We start from the raw sequence: 14,719 nt of genomic DNA, 5'->3' as shown, positions 1-14,719 counted from the left end.
CCCCGGAGGGATCCCTTGCCGAGCAAGAACTCGTCGCGCCTCGCCGCGCTGACCGTCGCCGCCGTCTGCTCCACCGTCTCCGCCGTCGTCCTCACCTCGCCCGCGCACGCGGACGCGATACGCATCCATGACATCCAGGGCGCGACCCGGACGTCCCCGCTGGCCGGGAAACAGGTCACGGACGTGGCCGGTGTGGTCACGGGCGTCAGAACCTACGGCTCGTCCAAGGGCTTCTGGATCCAGGACACGGCGCCCGACGACGACCCCGCCACGAGCGAGGGCGTCTTCGTCTTCACCAGCTCGGCCCCGAAGGCCGCCGCCGGCGACGCGGTGACGGTCTCGGGCACGGTCTCGGAGTACGTCCCCGGCGGCGCCTCGTCGGGCAACCAGTCCGTCACGGAGATCACCAAGCCGACGGTCACGGTCGTCTCGTCGGGCAACGCGCTCCCGGCCGCCACGGCCATCGACGCGAAGTCGGTCCCCGCCGCGTACGCCCCGGCCGGCGACCCGGCGGCGAACGGCTCGGTCAACGCGCTGCCGCTGCGCCCGTCGAAGTACGCCCTGGACCTCTACGAGTCCCTGGAGGGCATGAACGTACGCGTCGGCTCCTCCCGTGTCGTCACCGCCTCCGACGCGTACGCAGAGCTGTGGGTGACGGTCAAGCCGCACGAGAACCCCACGCGCCGCGGCGGCACCGTCTACGGCTCGTACGGGTCCCAGAACACGGGCCGCCTCCAGATCCAGTCGCTCGGCACGGTCGCCGACTTCCCCGCGGCGAACGTCGGGGACACCCTGGCGGGTCGGACCGAAGGCCCCCTGGACTACACCCAGTTCGGCGGTTACACGCTGGTCGCGCGGGAGCTCGGCACCCTGGACAAGGGGGGCCTGGAGCGGGAGACGACGCGGCAGCAGAAGCGCGGCGAGCTGGCCGTGGCCACGTACAACGTCGAGAACCTGGACCCGGCCGACGGCACGTTCGCCGCGCACGCGGCCGCGATCGTCGACCACCTCCAGTCGCCCGACGTCGTGTCGCTGGAGGAGATCCAGGACAACAACGGCGCGAAGGACGACGGAACGGTCGCCGCGGACGTCACGGTGAACAAGCTGATCGACGCGATCGTCGCCGCCGGCGGCCCGAAGTACGACTGGCGCTCCATCGACCCGGTCAACGACCAGGACGGCGGCGAGCCCGGCGGCAACATCCGCCAGGTGTTCCTCTTCAACCCCGAGCGCGTCTCGTTCACCGACCGCGCGGGCGGCGACTCCACGACACCCGTGGGCGTGACCCGGACGCACGGCCGGGCGGCGCTGACCGCGTCCCCGGGCCGGATCGCCCCGGCCGACGAGGCGTGGAAGAACAGCCGCAAGCCGCTCGCGGGCGAGTTCGTCTTCCGCGGGAAGACCGTCTTCGTCATCGCCAACCACTTCGCGTCCAAGGGCGGCGACCAGGGCCTGACGGCTCAGTACCAGCCGCCGGCGCGCAGCTCGGAGACCCAGCGCCACGCGCAGGCGGACGCGGTGAACGGCTTCGTGAAGGACATCCTCAAGGCGCAGAAGGACGCCGACGTCGTGACGCTCGGCGACATCAACGACTTCGAGTTCTCCGGCACGGCGCAGCGCCTCGAGGACGGCGGCGCCCTGTGGTCGGCGATCAAGTCCCTGCCGAGGAGCGAGCGTTACACGTACGACTACCAGGGCAACAGTCAGGTCCTCGACCAGATCCTGATCAGCCCGTCGATCCGGCACGACGCCTTCGCGTACGACAGCGTGCACATCAACAGCGAGTTCAACGACCAGATCAGCGACCACGACCCGCAGGTGCTGCGGTTCCGTCCGTAGCACCTGCGGGCCTGTCCGCAGCACCGGCGGGTTGACCGGCAGGCGGGGTCGTCAGGCGAAGACCCCGTCCAGCCAGCCGCGCCAGGCCGACTCGTCCTGCGCGGCGTCGGCGCCCGGCGCGAAGTCGTGGACGACGATGCCGACGCGCGCGCCCCATCGGCCGCGGCCGAAGAAGCGGTACATGGCGTCGTCGGTGCGCAGGCCGATGAAGTACGGGTTGCGGTAGTCGAGTACGGCTTCCAGGGTCTCGCCGCCGGGGGCCCGGACGCGCAGCTTGGTGCCCTCGGCGGCGTCGTCGGGCAGGCCGAGGGCGCGGCCGACGGCGGCGAGGGCCTCGGGGTTCGCGGACGCGGCGGGCCCGTCGAACATGGCGAAGGCGACGGGCCGGCCCGCGAAGTGCGTCAGGTACTGGCGCAGCGTGTGCAGGTAGAAGTCGGTGTGCTTGTCGGCGCCGTCGTAGTAGTCGTCCCAGTTGTCGACGAAGATCCCGCTGTGGACGTAGCGGACCCAGGCGCGGCTGCCGCCGTCGCGGGCCTCGATGACATGGTCCAGCTGGTTGAGGGTCTGGAACGGGGGCAGCGCGTCCGGGTTGTCCGAGCGGGCGGTGAGCCGGTGCTCCGGGTCCCAGGCGGTGATGGTGGCGCCGTGGGGGCCGCGGCCGCCCTCCTTCGGCTCGTACTCCATCGGCCACAGCCAGCCGCCGGTGCCCGAGGTGAGCGCCTCCCAGACCTGCTCGGGGGTGGCGTCGACCTCGAACTCGCGGGCGATCTCGAATTCCCTGGGTTCGTTCGTCATGGCGGTAACTCCTTGGTGCGGTCAGTCTTCGAGGGACGGTCGGGGCTGCGGATCCTTCACCGAGGGATGCACGGCGATCACCACCCGGTGGTCGCGGCCGCCCTCTGCGGATCCGTCGTGGTATTTGCGGACGAGCGCGCCGACCCCTTGGGTCAGTTCCTCGATGAACGCGGCCCGGTCCGCGGCGGACGCGAACCTGACCTCGCCGTCGAGCGCGTAGGTGGCCAGGCGCTTCTTCGCCTTGGCGGCCCCGGTCAGCAGCGCCCCCACGTCCTGTACGAGGCGTGCCGCGACGGCGAGCAGCCAGCGCGCGGAGAGCTGGTCGCGGGCCCGGTCCGGGTCGGGCCGCACAGCGCCGAGCGCGACCGGCGAGATCACGTACGAGGCGGCCGTGGCCCGCATCAGGCGCTCGGTGACATTGCCCTTGCGCCGCTCCCCCGCCAGCTCGACCAGGCCGTGCTTCTCCAGCGCCTTGAGGTGGTAGTTCACCTTCTGGCGCGGCAGGCCGACCTTGGGGGCGAGCATCGCGGCGGATGCGGGTCCGGCGGCCAGCTCCGCGAGCAGCCGGGCCCTGATCGGGTCGAGGGAGACCGCGGCTGCCGCCGGGTCCTCGATCACGGTGACGTCCAACATGACCCCACCGTCCCACCGAAAACTTTTTTTGTCCAGGCGACTCGATTGTTCGGCGAGTCGGGGAAGTCGAGGAAGGGGACCACTCGCCCGGGCACGGACGGGGCCCCGACCCGATGACATCACGTGGCACCACGTGGCACCACGCGGTGCCACGTGATGCCATCAGAGACGCCAGAGCGGACGGGACCTCACGTGGCACCGCATTGACGCAACTCGATGCCACAACGTTTCCGCAGGTCAGAGCAGCTTGCTCAACCTCGACCCATAATCACCTCCCTCACACGCTTGCGCATGGCGCCAAAGTGGTGCCACTATGACGTCATGGACCTCACGCCGTATGTCGACAACCTCCGCCGCGAACTCGCGGTGGCCGCCGAAGCCGGCGGCGAAGAAGCCCGCGAGCTGGCCGAGCGGCTCACCGCCCCCCTGGAGTCGGCGACCCGCCTGACGATGCTCAACGTGCTCTCCGCCGCGATGGACGAGATCACCCGTGAACTCGCCCCCGGCTCGGTCGACGTACGGCTGCGCGGGCTCGACCCGGACTTCGTCGTGACGCGGCCGGCGGCCGACGAGGCGTACGAGGACAGGAGCGGGCCCGCCGAGCCGCTCAAGGCGCCGGCCCCGGCGCCCGCCGACGGGGACGACGGTGGCACCGCCCGCGTCAATCTGCGCCTGCCCGCCCACCTCAAGACGCGTGCCGAGGAGGCCGCGAGCCGCGAGGGCCTGTCGGTCAACGCGTGGCTGGTACGGGCCGTGTCGGCCGCGCTCGACGGCGGCGCCCCGTCACGTACACCGGGAAGCACCCAAGCCACCCGCACCACCCGCACCGTCGGACAGAGCTTCACGGGCTGGGTGCGCTGACCGCGCATCCCGCCCGCCCGAATTCACCCGGAACTTCACCCTGAGACCCAAGAGGACGGGACAGCCATGCCTTCTTTCGACACGCCCCAGCCGATCTCGGTCATCGCCAACGTGGCCGCCGGTTCCATCCAGTTCTCCGCGAGCGACCGCCTCGACACGGTCGTCGAGCTGCGGCCCCGCGACCCGAAGAAGGACAAGGACGTGCGGGTCGCCGAGCAGACCGAGGTCACCTACGCGAACGGCGTGCTGACCATCAGGACACCCAAGGGGCGCTACCTCGTCGGGCCCACCGGCAGCGTCGACGTGACGGTCGAGCTGCCCACCGGCTCCCGCATCGACACGACCGGCTCCTGGACCCAGGTGCTCGGCGAGGGCCTGCTCGGCGAGGTCCGCGTGAAGACGTCGTCGGGTGACGTCCGCCTGGACGCGACGGGCCCCCTCCAGCTGACCGCGTCGCACGGCTCGATCACCGTGGACCGGGTCGAGGGCCTGGCCGAGATCACCACTAGCTCCGGCAGCCTGCGCGTCGGTGTCGTGGACGGTCCGGCCGTCCTGAAGAACTCGCACGGCTCCACGACCGTGGGCACCGCGATCGGCGATCTGCGGGTGAGCGGCGCCAACGGCGACATCGACATCCGGCGCGCCGAGAGCTCGGTCACCGCGACCACCGCCCACGGCACCCTGCGCGTGGGCGACGTGGCCCGTGGCACCGTCCAGCTGGAGACCTCCTACGGCGCCATCGACATCGGCATCCGCGAGGGCACGGCCGCCTGGCTCGACGCCGGCTCGGGCAACGGACAGGTGCGCAACACGCTCACCGCGTCCGACAGCCCGGAGAAGAGCGAGGAAACGGTCGAGGTCCGCGCCCGGACCAAGTTCGGCAACATCGACATCCGCCGCGCCCGGGCCTGACCCGCCCCAAGCCCCTTACGCCACACGCCACTTCACCGCTCACCACGCCTTCGAATGGGAGGGCCCCATGCCTTCATCTGTCATGATCACGTCCAGGCCCGGCAACGACCGGCAGCCGACCGCCGCCGTCTCCACCGTCGGTCTGCGCAAGTCGTACGGCGACAAGACCGTCCTCGACGGGATCGACCTGCACATCCCGACCGGCACCGTGTTCGCCCTGCTCGGCCCGAACGGCGCCGGCAAGACCACGGCCGTGCAGATCCTGTCCACGCTCATCTCCGCCGACGGCGGCCAGGCCCAGGTCGCGGGCCACGACCTCGCCACGTCACCGGACGGCGTACGTGCCGCGATCGGCGTCACCGGGCAGTTCTCCGCCGTCGACGGCCTCATCACCGGCGAGGAGAACATGCTCCTCATGGCGGACCTGCACCATCTGCCCAAGCGCGAGGGGCGGCGCGTCGCCGCCGAGTTGCTGGAGCGGTTCGATCTCACCGACGCCGCGAAGAAGCCCGCCTCCACCTACTCGGGCGGTATGAAGCGCCGCCTGGACATCGCCATGACGCTGGTCGGCAGCCCGCGGATCATCTTCCTCGACGAGCCGACCACCGGCCTCGACCCCCGCGCCCGTCACAACATGTGGGGCATCATCCGCGAGCTGGTCTCCGACGGCGTCACCGTCTTCCTCACCACGCAGTACCTCGACGAGGCCGACGAGCTCGCCGACCGTATCGCCGTGCTCAACGACGGCAAGATCGCCGCCGAGGGCAGCGCCGAGGAACTCAAGCGGCTCATCCCCGGCGGACACATCCGGCTCCGCTTCACCGACCCCGACGCCTACCAGAACGCCGCCCTCTCCCTGCGCGAGGCCCACCGGGACGACGAGGCCCTCGCCCTGCAGATCCCCAGCGCCGGCAGCCAGCGCGAGCTGCGCTCCATCCTCGACTGGCTGGACTCGGTCGGCATCGAGGCGGACGAGCTGACCGTGCACACCCCCGACCTCGACGACGTGTTCTTCGCCCTGACGGGCGGCGCCGGCGTACCCACCCAGCCGAACCAGCCCAAGGAGGAAGCCCGATGAGCTCCCTGTCCCTCGCCGTGCGCGACTCGTCCACGATGCTGCGCCGCAACCTGCTGCACGCCCGCCGCTACCCCTCCATGACGCTGAATCTGCTGCTGACGCCCGTCGTGCTGCTGTTGCTCTTCGTCTACATCTTCGGCGACGTGATGAGCGCCGGCATCAGCGGCGGCGGCGCCGACCGCTCCGCGTACATCGCGTATCTCGTCCCGGGCATCCTGATGCTGACCATCGGCGGCACCACGATCGGCAGCGCGGTGTCCGTCTCCATGGACATGACCGAGGGCATCATCGCCCGCTTCCGCACGATGGCGATCCACCGCGGATCGGTGCTCATCGGGCACGTCGTCGGCAGTGTCCTGCAGTGCGTGATGAGCGTGGTGCTCGTCGGGGCCGTCGCCGTGGCGATCGGGTTCCGGTCCACGGATGCCACCGCCCTGGAGTGGATCCTGGCGGTCGGGCTGCTGGCGCTCGTCTCCCTTGCGCTCACCTGGATCGCGGTCGGCATGGGCCTGTCCAGCCCGAACGCCGAGGCGGCCAGCAACAACGCGATGCCGCTGATGGTTCTGCCGCTCCTGTCCAGCGCGTTCGTGCCGGTCGACGCGATGCCGGGCTGGTTCCAGCCGATCGCCGAGTACCAGCCGTTCACCCCGGCCATCGAGACCCTGCGCGGACTGCTGCTCGGCACCGAGATCGGCAACAACGGGTGGCTGGCCGTGGTCTGGTGCGTGGCGCTGGCAGTGCTCGGCTACACCTGGTCGCGCTCGCTCTTCAACAACACCGGTAAGCGCTGATCAACAGCACCACCACTCTTTGACACCGCACATGAGGGCGGGGCGTTCACTCACCGGCAGGGAGTGAGCACCCCGTCCTACTGCTGTCCGCCGAGCCGCGCGGCGCTGCGCTCCGCCTCGGCGAGGATCGCGTACCGGTCGGCCACGATCGCCTCCGCGTCGGCCACCGCCCGTTCGGCGACGATGCGGCGCCCGGCATGTGAGCGCAGGTCCGGCGCGGGGTGCCGGCGGCGCCACCAGCCGTCACACGCGGCGTAGATGCCACCCGCGCAGATCAGCAGCGGAGCGGCGAGGGCCAGGACGATGTCACGCACCACGGGGTCCTTATACGTTTTATATGTCTACGCATACGTGCGACTTCTTCCTGATAACTCGGAATCCGGGCGCCCATTCTGAAGGTCGCCCCTCGGCCAATATCCCGTCGGAACTCGGCCATGTATCCCCAACTGATTAGCAAGGCTCGCCACTACCTCGTAGAAGAATTAAGTGGAGCTGTACGGTCGGGGCGCCGAGACTGCACATATGAGCCTCGTGAACTCCCCGCACCCTCCCTTCGGCCGCGCTCTGTGCGCCATGGTCACGCCGTTCGCCGACGACGGCGCCCTTGACCTGGACGGCGCGCAGCGCCTGGCGGCCCACCTGGTCGCCGAGGGCTGCGAGGGCCTCGTCCTGTCCGGCACCACCGGCGAGTCCCCCACGACGTCGGACGACGAGAAGGCCGCGCTCGTGCGGGCCGTGAAGGACGCGGTCGGGGAGCGGGTCCCCGTCGTCGCGGGCGTCGGCACCGCGGACACCCGGCACACCGTGGAGCTTGCGGCCGGGGCCGAAAAGGCGGGCGCGGACGGCCTGTTGGTCGTCAGCCCGTACTACAGCCGCCCGCCGCAGGACGCCCTGGAGGCGCACTTCCGCGAGATCGCGGACGCGTCGGGACTGCCGGTGATGCTGTACGACATCCCGGGCCGCACGGGCACGCGCATCGAGCCGGCCACTCTGATCCGGCTCGCGTCCCACCCCCGGATCGTGGCCGTCAAGGACTGCGCGTACGACATGCTCGCCGCGCAGAAGGTGCTCGGCGCGACCGGTCTCGCGTACTACGCGGGCTGCGAGGAGTTCGCGCTCCCGCTGTACGCGGTGGGCGGGGCGGGCTTCGTGTCGACGGTCGCGAACGTGGCGCCGCGTGCGCTGCGGGCCGTCCTGGACTCCTACGACGCGGGCGACACCCGGGAGGCGGCCCGGCGCCAGCAACTGGCCGCCCCACTCGTCGAGTTGATGATGGCGTCCGGGCTGCCGGGCACGGTCACCGCGAAGGCACTGCTCGGCGCGCTGGGCCTGCCCGGCGGCCCGGTCCGCGCACCACTGCGGCCCGCCGGCCACGAGGCGGCCGACGGGCTGCTGACCGCGTACGAGAAGTTCGTCAGCGTGTCGTGAACTGCGGTGTCCAGCGGCCCGGATAGTCGTCGGACGCCTTGCGGAAGTCGCTGAGCTGGACGACCTTGTCGCTGCCGATGGTGAGCAGGAGCAGCTGGTTGTGGAACTCGCCCTTGCCGCGGCACTTCTTGGGGTCGCAGCCCCAGGCGATGAGCCGCTTGTTGTCGGCCCAGGCGAGCAGCTGCTGCCCCGGCACCTTGGTGATCATCCTGCCGCTGAGCGGATCGACGATCGCCGAGGCGATCTCGTCGCCCTGGCCGGCGAAGTCGCCCCCGACGAGCTTGCCGTCCGGCGAGAGGCCCGCCTCCGCCCACGTCACATGTTTCTCCACGGCGGGTGTGGCCACCTTGCGGCCGTTCAGGTCGTAGTAGATCCGGCCGGGCGCCGTCGGGATCTGCTCGTAGACGAGCTTGCCGTCGTGGCTGAACGCGAGGTCGGCGCGCGCGTTCGGCGACCAGCCCATCTCGTCCTTCCAGAAGGGCAGTTCGTGCCAGCCGGCCTTGCCGGAGGAGACGTCGACGACGGCGAACCCGGTCCGGCTGGCGACCGGCCCCGGCTGGTTCTTGCCGTTCACGTTCATCTTGTGCGACCAGTAGAGATGGTCGGGGCTCTTGGAGTACGTCGTGGCGAGGAGCTTCCTGCCGTCCGGCGAGAACTTCACCCCGCCCACGCCCTTGTCGAGCTCGATCCACCGCTCCACCTTGCCGGTGATCAGGTCGAGCAGGCCGATGCGGTCCACGGGCAGCCGCTGCTCCAGGACGGCGGCCGTCCGCATGCCGGGCGCCACGTCGACCCACGACCACCGCGTGGTCCTGTCGTACTTGCCGGTCTTCTGGTTGAGCAGCCCGAAGGTGCGCCGCATCTCGGCGTCCCGGCCCGGCAGTCCGACCTTCTTGTACGTGGAGAACGCGGCCAGCGCCGTGTCCCCCGCCGCGATCAGGTCCCGCGGAGGCGACTGGTCCGGGTGCGCGATGATGTCGCTCTGGTTCATCCGGCTCGCGGGGCGCACGTCCTGGCCGCCCGAGTGCAGGACGGGCACGGCGACCGCCGTGGCCACGACCGCCGCCGTGGCGACCGCGGCTCCCGCGATGGTGCGGACCCGGCGGCGGTGCCGCACGGCGAGCACCCGGTCGGCGAAGCCGGACGGCACGGACGCGCTGTCGGCGGCCTGTTCGCGCAGTGCGTCGCGCAGCAGTTCATCGACGTTCACGGACGCACCTCCATGGGTGAGAAGTCGCGGGACGGCAGCTCTTCGGCGTCGGCCTGACCGAGCGCGGCGAGTTCGGGCGCGAGGCTGCGCAGCTTGGCGAGCGAGCGGTGCGTGGTCGAGCGCACGGTGCCCACCGAGCAGCCCAGGAGGCGGGCGACATCCGCCTCCGGCAGGTCCTCGAAGTAGCGCAGGACGAGTACGGTGCGCTGCCGGGCGGTGAGCCTGGCGAGCGCGGTGCGCATCACGATGCGCAGGTCGGCGGCGTAGGAAGAGTCGACCCCTGTACGACTCTCCGGCGGCTCGGCGACGGTCAGTTCCCGTCCGCGCCACTTCAGGCGCCATCTGCTGATCTGCTGGCGGTAGAGGATCTTCCGTACGTAGGCCTCCGGTTCGTCGATCCGGTGCCAGCGTCCGGCCGCCTTGATCAGCGCGTTCTGGAGCAGGTCCTCGGCGGCGTGCCGGTCGCCCCCGCTGAGGAGCACCGCGGTCTTCAGGAGGGCGGACGACCTGCTCGCCACGAACTCGCGGAAGCTGTCCCAGCGATCCGCGCCTGCCTCACCCGCCGTCTGTCCGGCATGCCCCGCTGGTGCTTCCCTGCCGGCATCCATCGTCACCTTCTCTTCCCCGTCGGGCGGCCCTGGTGCCCCCGTGCTGTTCCTTGTGACGCGCGCGGCGGCCCCTCGCTATGCCTGCGTGCGCGAGAAATGCGCGGGAGTTGTGCGAGGCATGACGCGAGTGGCCCGCACCGGACGCCGGTGCGGGCCACTTCGCTTGCGGGGTGCGTCAGTTGTGGCTGTTCTGAGGAACGTACAGGTCACGGGGGCATGCTGCCCATTGGGCCGCCTCAGGGCCCTCGTCGGTGTCCCCCGGGTTCCGGAAGACCCGATCCACGGCGGCCCGGGTGCGAGCCTCGCTGTTCGGCATCAGGCGCGTGTACGTGCGGAGTGTGAAGCTCGGGTCGCGGTGACCGAGGCACTCGCTCAGGGCCTTGATCTCTCCCCCGCGTCCAGGAGCGAAACGGACGTTGTGGCCGCTGTCGATGACCTCTGCATCCACCCGTCCATGCGGCTTCGCATCATGCCCGGCCTGGACCGATCACCGTCTATTGGACGGACTCGGCGTCGGCTCAGAGTGTGGGGAGGCCGGAGTGGGGAGGGTCTGTTCGCTCCAGACCGTCTTGCCTTCGGTGGTGTAGCGGGTGCCCCAGCTTTGGGCGAGTTGAGCGACGATGAACAGGCCCCGCCCCCCTTCGTCGACCGTGCGGGCGTGGCGCAGGCGGGGGGAAGTAGCACTGTCGTCGTGGACTTCGCAGGTGAGGGTGCGGTTCTTGATGAGGCGTAGCTGCAGGGGTGGGGTGCCGTAGCGGATCGCGTTGGTGACGAGTTCGCTGACGATCAGTTCGGCCGCGTAAGCGGTGTCTTCGTTCACGTTCCAGTCTGCGAGTGTCCGGCGGGTGTGCCCGCGGGCGGTGGCGGCTGCTGTGGTGTCGTGGTCGAGGAGCCAGGTGGCCAGGGAGTGGGCGGCGAAGGGCCGGGTGCGGGCGAGGAGGAGGACGGCGTCGCCGGGGCGGTCCTTGTTGCGCAGGGTGTAGAGGATGTCGTTGCACAGGTGCTCGAGGGGCCGGCCGGGTTGAGCGAGGACGTCGTGCAGGCGCGCGGGGGCACCGTCGGAATCGACGGGGGGTGTGGGCAGGATCGCGGGGGTGTAGAGGGCGAGGATGCTGCCGTGGGGGACGTCGGTGGTGGTGGCGGCGAAGGGGGGACCTTCCGCGCTGCCCAGGAGCGGCCCTGGGGTGCTGTCCGGGACCTCGGTGCTGCTGTCGGGGCGGATGATCACGGGTGTGGTGTGCCCGGCCCGTGCGAAGGTGCATGTGCGGGTGACCGGGTCGTAGACCGCGTAGACGCAGTTCGCGGAGAGCGGTTGCGGGTGCAGGGGGTCGCTGGGGTGCCGAGCCGCGCGCTCCGCTGCCAGGAAGGCCGCGGTGTCGTTGAGGCGTGCGAGGAGCTCGTCGGGTTGCAGGTCCAGTGCGGCCAGAGAGCGGATGACGGTGCGCAGTTGTCCCATGGTGGTGGCGGTTTGGATGCCGCGGCCGGTGACCTCTCCGACGACCAGGGCGGTGCGGGCGCCGGACAAGGGAATCGTGTCGAACCAGCCTCCCCCGCCGCCGGCTCCGAGCACGTGCAGGTGGGCGGTTTCGACAGTGCTGTGTGAGGCGGGACAGCGGGGGAACTGGTGGCGCTGGACTGTCGCGGCGATGGTGTACTCGCGGGTGAACCGGCGGGCGTTGTCGATGCACAGGGCGGTGTGGGAGGCCACATCGGCAGCAAGGCCGACATCGTCCTCGTTGTACGGATCGGACCCGCCGGCGCGGATGAGGCTCAGCACTCCCAGGGCCGTTCCGCGCAGAACCAGCGGCGCCACGATGAGCGTGTGCGCTCCGACTGCGCGGACCCCGCCGGCCCTGGCGGCGTCGAGCCACGGGATGCCGGGACTCACGGGCACGAGGCGGGGACGAAAGTCGCTCATGGCCTGCGCGTAGGGGGTCAGCAAGTTGAGACTCCGCACGTCACTCACCGGATGGTCCTGTGCCTTCAGGCCGTCGCGGGCGCGGTAGGCGGCACGGCGCAGGGCAACATCCTGAGCCAGTGGCCCTGTCGGGGACTCCTCGCCGTGTACCACGGCATCCACGATGTCCACCATGGCGATGTCGGCAAAGCCGGGCACCAAGGTCTCCACCAGCTCCTGGCAGGTGGCGATCACGTCCAGAGTCCGTCCCACACGCTCGCGCACGGTGTTCAGGACACGCTTCCGGGCACGCGCCTGTTCCTGTTCCGTGACGTCGACCACCGTGACAGTCAGTCCCAGGACCGTCCCTTGCGGGTCCTGGAGGCGGAACACCGACACCGACCCGATTCCTTCCCGCCCCTGTTCGGAAGCCATCCGCGCGCGGACCAGATACTCGCGCACGGGCACACCGCTTTCCAGCACTCCACGGAGCATTTCCTCCACCTCGTCGGGCGCGGACAGGCCGGCATACGCCTCGGCGAAATGCAATCCGACCAGACCTTCGACCGACACACCACGCATGCTCCGCGCGGCGGAGTTGACCCGCACAACCCGCAGCCCCGTATCCAGAACGTGCAGCCCCACCGGCGACCGGGTGAACAAGGCATCCAAGATCGCCCCACCCACCCGGTCCACCGCGTCCCCACCCTCCGGCGTTCGGCGCATCGGGTCCTTGTCCGCCACAAAGATCACCTCCACCACCCAGATTGCCCGGCGCGGCGTGCCGATAGACGGCCACGCCACGTCGGGTACCCGAACAGCCCCCAGCACGACTGCGGACCACCAGACGGGTGGTGTTCCTACGGCGCTTCGCTCCCGCCACCCGCGTTGAGGGACCTGGCAGCTCAACCACAGGTCAGCGTCTCCGCAGGTCAGGCCCCATCCGCATACGGGGACGGGTCTGCCGAACCAGGGCTGGTCATCCACGCGACCACCACCAGGGGTAGCCTTCCCGTCCGTTCGAAGGTCCCCGGAGGCTCCCTGTGAACACCACCGCTTTCCTGCTGCGGAGCACGCTGGGCCTCAGTGGCGGTCTGGTGGGCATCTGGGAGCTGACCCGCCAGGCTTCGGGACCGGGCTGGAGGAAGCCGCGGGTCTTCTTTGCGGTGGCGGCTCTGACGCTCGCCGGGCTGCTCGCCGTCTAGCGATGGCCGGTCGACGCGCCCCTCCCGTGCCCGTTCGGTCGGAGACAGCAGGGAACAGCGGTCGCTGACGGACAACGCTCATGAGAAAGGCTCATGACCGAGCTACCTGGTCAGGGGCCTTTCACGTGCGGTGGGTGTGGGATTTGAACCCACGGTGACGTCGCTGCCACGACGGTTGTCAGGACCGTTCCCTTCCCCACCGACCTTCTCTGTTGCACGTCTGTGATCGGAGCACACCGTCACGCGTGGGCAAGCCCGTCAGGAGGTGAGGATGCCGATGCCGTCTCCGAGCAGTTTCACCCCGAGGACGAAGAACAGGACCGCCATGACGGCGACGTTGTGCTGCGCGGCCCAGTCTTTCCAGTTGCCCAGCGTGGTCTTCGCTCGCTCTCCCCCGAGCAGGAAGACTCCCAGTGGGGCCAGCAGGCCGAGGGTGGCGATCAGGACGAAGACGGCCAGCGAAGCGATCTGCTGCCCGACCGGCAGTCCGGCTGAGCCGATGGAGGCGGCCGCGGCGATGGTCAACGGGGCGTTCTTGGCGTTGAGCGCGGCCAGGGCCAGTCCGAGTCCGAAGACCTTGACCGGCGTGAGGCGGTCTATCGCGCCCATCCATTTCGGCAGCTGGGCTTGCGAGGGATCTCTCGGACGCCGGTGCCACAGCCGGGCGCCGAAGAGGACGAGGAACACGCCCAGAGCGAGCTTGACGGCTCCCACCCAGGTGGCCGGCTGATTGTGGGCGGAGGCACCAGCGGGGGAAGCGATCGCCAGCATCACCGCCCCCAGCGCCGAGAGTCCCAGAATCCAGCCGACGGTGAAGAGGAGTCCGTTGAGGCGTCCCCGAGGCGTCGCCAGGATGAGGATGATTGCGATGATCGGGAGCGGGCTGATCGCGACGGCGGCCGCAAAACCCAGCACGTCACCGAGAACTGCGCCCATGGTTGCCTCCAGAAGGGGATCAGGGCGGCGATCCGGTTGAGCAACGCTCGGGTGGGTGCCCCTGACGGCCCTGCGCCCATCGTGGGCCTGCCGTGGACGTGCCCGGGTCTGCAGACGGACCCTGGGCCGTGGGCCGCGGTCTCTCCCGACGCGGCCGTTCTGAACGGCGGATTCCCTCGGCGGTCAGCACCTCTCCGGCGCCTTTCCCGGACATTTCACTGCGGACCGCCTCGTCGCTTACGACCGCTCACGTCCGCTTGCGGTGCAGCTTGGACGGCGCCTGGGCGGAGCGACGGGTTGTCGCGCGGTCGGCTGCGCCGCTGTCTCCATGGCCACGCTGAAGCGGCTGCCCGAGAGCGTGACGACGACGTGGTCGGCACGTCCCGATTCCATCTTCCTGCGCCTTTCCGGATCTGTCCTCGGGAGCTCCTCAGGACGAGGGGACCCTGGCCGTTGCCTGATCACCCGCGTTGCTGCCTTCCCGGAACTGGACGGCAAGTCGGCGGCCGAGGCGGCCTTCTTCCTC

At 70.2% G+C, this 14,719-nt stretch carries 14 protein-coding genes; 7 read left to right on the top strand and 7 right to left on the bottom strand.

Annotation, left to right across the window (positions count from 1 at the left end; translation table 11 throughout):
- Positions 1–15 precede the first annotated feature (15 nt).
- The gene (locus tag OG758_RS35255) at positions 16–1,839 is read left to right on the top strand and encodes an endonuclease/exonuclease/phosphatase family protein (RefSeq protein WP_326713610.1); all 1,824 of its coding nucleotides are present in this window, start codon (positions 16–18) and stop codon (positions 1,837–1,839) included.
- A 51-nt stretch (positions 1,840–1,890) separates the two neighbouring features.
- Here OG758_RS35255 and OG758_RS35250 read toward each other — a convergent pair whose 3' ends face one another.
- Positions 1,891–2,634 (bottom strand): SRPBCC family protein, encoded by a 744-nt coding sequence (locus OG758_RS35250; protein ID WP_326713609.1) that lies wholly within the window; start codon positions 2,632–2,634, stop codon positions 1,891–1,893.
- Positions 2,635–2,655: 21 nt separating this feature from the next.
- Positions 2,656–3,267, bottom strand: coding sequence for an ArsR/SmtB family transcription factor (locus OG758_RS35245; protein ID WP_326713608.1), 612 nt, complete (start codon positions 3,265–3,267; stop codon positions 2,656–2,658).
- A gap of 321 nt (positions 3,268–3,588) precedes the next feature.
- Here OG758_RS35245 and OG758_RS35240 point away from each other — a divergent pair, with 321 nt between their 5' ends.
- From OG758_RS35240 to OG758_RS35225, 4 genes are all read left to right on the top strand, one after another.
- The gene (locus OG758_RS35240) at positions 3,589–4,128 is read left to right on the top strand and encodes a hypothetical protein (protein ID WP_326713607.1); all 540 of its coding nucleotides are present in this window, start codon (positions 3,589–3,591) and stop codon (positions 4,126–4,128) included.
- A 66-nt stretch (positions 4,129–4,194) separates the two neighbouring features.
- Positions 4,195–5,040, top strand: coding sequence for a DUF4097 family beta strand repeat-containing protein (locus tag OG758_RS35235; RefSeq protein ID WP_326713606.1), 846 nt, complete (start codon positions 4,195–4,197; stop codon positions 5,038–5,040).
- Between the two features lie 67 nt (positions 5,041–5,107).
- Entirely contained in the window at positions 5,108–6,118 is a 1,011-nt protein-coding gene (locus tag OG758_RS35230; RefSeq protein WP_326713605.1) for an ATP-binding cassette domain-containing protein, read from the top strand.
- Positions 6,115–6,909 (top strand): ABC transporter permease, encoded by a 795-nt coding sequence (locus OG758_RS35225; RefSeq protein WP_227294048.1) that lies wholly within the window; start codon positions 6,115–6,117, stop codon positions 6,907–6,909. The genes OG758_RS35230 and OG758_RS35225 overlap by 4 nt, the downstream gene beginning before the upstream one ends.
- Positions 6,910–6,986: 77 nt before the next feature.
- Here OG758_RS35225 and OG758_RS35220 read toward each other — a convergent pair whose 3' ends face one another.
- On the bottom strand, positions 6,987–7,223 hold the full coding sequence (locus OG758_RS35220; protein ID WP_326713604.1) for a hypothetical protein: 237 nt from the start codon (positions 7,221–7,223) through the stop codon (positions 6,987–6,989).
- A gap of 208 nt (positions 7,224–7,431) precedes the next feature.
- On the opposite strand from OG758_RS35220, the gene dapA reads away from it, so the two are divergent.
- Positions 7,432–8,337, top strand: a complete 906-nt coding sequence (dapA, locus tag OG758_RS35215) for a 4-hydroxy-tetrahydrodipicolinate synthase (protein ID WP_326713603.1) — start codon at positions 7,432–7,434, stop codon at positions 8,335–8,337.
- Here the strand turns inward: dapA and OG758_RS35210 are convergent.
- The 3 genes from OG758_RS35210 to OG758_RS35195 all read right to left on the bottom strand — a co-directional run bounded on the left by OG758_RS35210 (position 8,324) and on the right by OG758_RS35195 (position 12,778).
- Positions 8,324–9,547, bottom strand: coding sequence for a WD40 repeat domain-containing protein (locus tag OG758_RS35210; protein WP_326713602.1), 1,224 nt, complete (start codon positions 9,545–9,547; stop codon positions 8,324–8,326). The two genes, dapA and OG758_RS35210, sit on opposite strands and share 14 nt — an antisense overlap.
- Positions 9,544–10,155, bottom strand: coding sequence for a SigE family RNA polymerase sigma factor (locus tag OG758_RS35205; RefSeq protein WP_329058145.1), 612 nt, complete (start codon positions 10,153–10,155; stop codon positions 9,544–9,546). Before OG758_RS35205 ends, OG758_RS35210 begins: the two co-directional genes overlap by 4 nt.
- Before the next feature lie 487 nt (positions 10,156–10,642).
- A complete protein-coding gene (locus tag OG758_RS35195) occupies positions 10,643–12,778 on the bottom strand; it encodes a SpoIIE family protein phosphatase (RefSeq protein WP_326716140.1) in 2,136 nt (711 codons plus the stop codon).
- A 317-nt stretch (positions 12,779–13,095) separates the two neighbouring features.
- Between OG758_RS35195 and OG758_RS35190 the strand changes: the two genes are divergently transcribed.
- On the top strand, positions 13,096–13,257 hold the full coding sequence (locus OG758_RS35190) for a hypothetical protein (RefSeq protein ID WP_326713600.1): 162 nt from the start codon (positions 13,096–13,098) through the stop codon (positions 13,255–13,257).
- A 258-nt stretch (positions 13,258–13,515) separates the two neighbouring features.
- Here OG758_RS35190 and OG758_RS35185 read toward each other — a convergent pair whose 3' ends face one another.
- Complete coding sequence (locus OG758_RS35185) at positions 13,516–14,193, bottom strand: GAP family protein (protein ID WP_326713599.1); 678 nt, start codon at positions 14,191–14,193, stop codon at positions 13,516–13,518.
- Positions 14,194–14,719: the final 526 nt, after the last annotated feature.

This window comes from Streptomyces sp. NBC_01474 (assembly GCF_035918215.1).
In the GTDB taxonomy this organism is placed as follows: domain Bacteria; phylum Actinomycetota; class Actinomycetes; order Streptomycetales; family Streptomycetaceae; genus Streptomyces; species Streptomyces aureus.
The sequence above is the reverse complement of the archived record's forward strand: the minus strand, read 5'-3'. Positions and strand labels throughout refer to the sequence as shown.

Coding starts and splice junctions, on each gene's coding strand:
- OG758_RS35235 (WP_326713606.1), top strand. CDS start 4,195: ATGCCTTCTTTCGACACGCCCCAGCCGATCTCGGTCATCGCCAACGTG.
- OG758_RS35230 (WP_326713605.1), top strand. CDS start 5,108: ATGCCTTCATCTGTCATGATCACGTCCAGGCCCGGCAACGACCGGCAG.
- OG758_RS35205 (WP_329058145.1), bottom strand. CDS start 10,155: ATGGATGCCGGCAGGGAAGCACCAGCGGGGCATGCCGGACAGACGGCG.
- OG758_RS35225 (WP_227294048.1), top strand. CDS start 6,115: ATGAGCTCCCTGTCCCTCGCCGTGCGCGACTCGTCCACGATGCTGCGC.
- dapA (WP_326713603.1), top strand. CDS start 7,432: ATGAGCCTCGTGAACTCCCCGCACCCTCCCTTCGGCCGCGCTCTGTGC.
- OG758_RS35245 (WP_326713608.1), bottom strand. CDS start 3,267: ATGTTGGACGTCACCGTGATCGAGGACCCGGCGGCAGCCGCGGTCTCC.
- OG758_RS35185 (WP_326713599.1), bottom strand. CDS start 14,193: ATGGGCGCAGTTCTCGGTGACGTGCTGGGTTTTGCGGCCGCCGTCGCG.
- OG758_RS35240 (WP_326713607.1), top strand. CDS start 3,589: ATGGACCTCACGCCGTATGTCGACAACCTCCGCCGCGAACTCGCGGTG.
- OG758_RS35195 (WP_326716140.1), bottom strand. CDS start 12,778: ATGCGCCGAACGCCGGAGGGTGGGGACGCGGTGGACCGGGTGGGTGGG.
- OG758_RS35250 (WP_326713609.1), bottom strand. CDS start 2,634: ATGACGAACGAACCCAGGGAATTCGAGATCGCCCGCGAGTTCGAGGTC.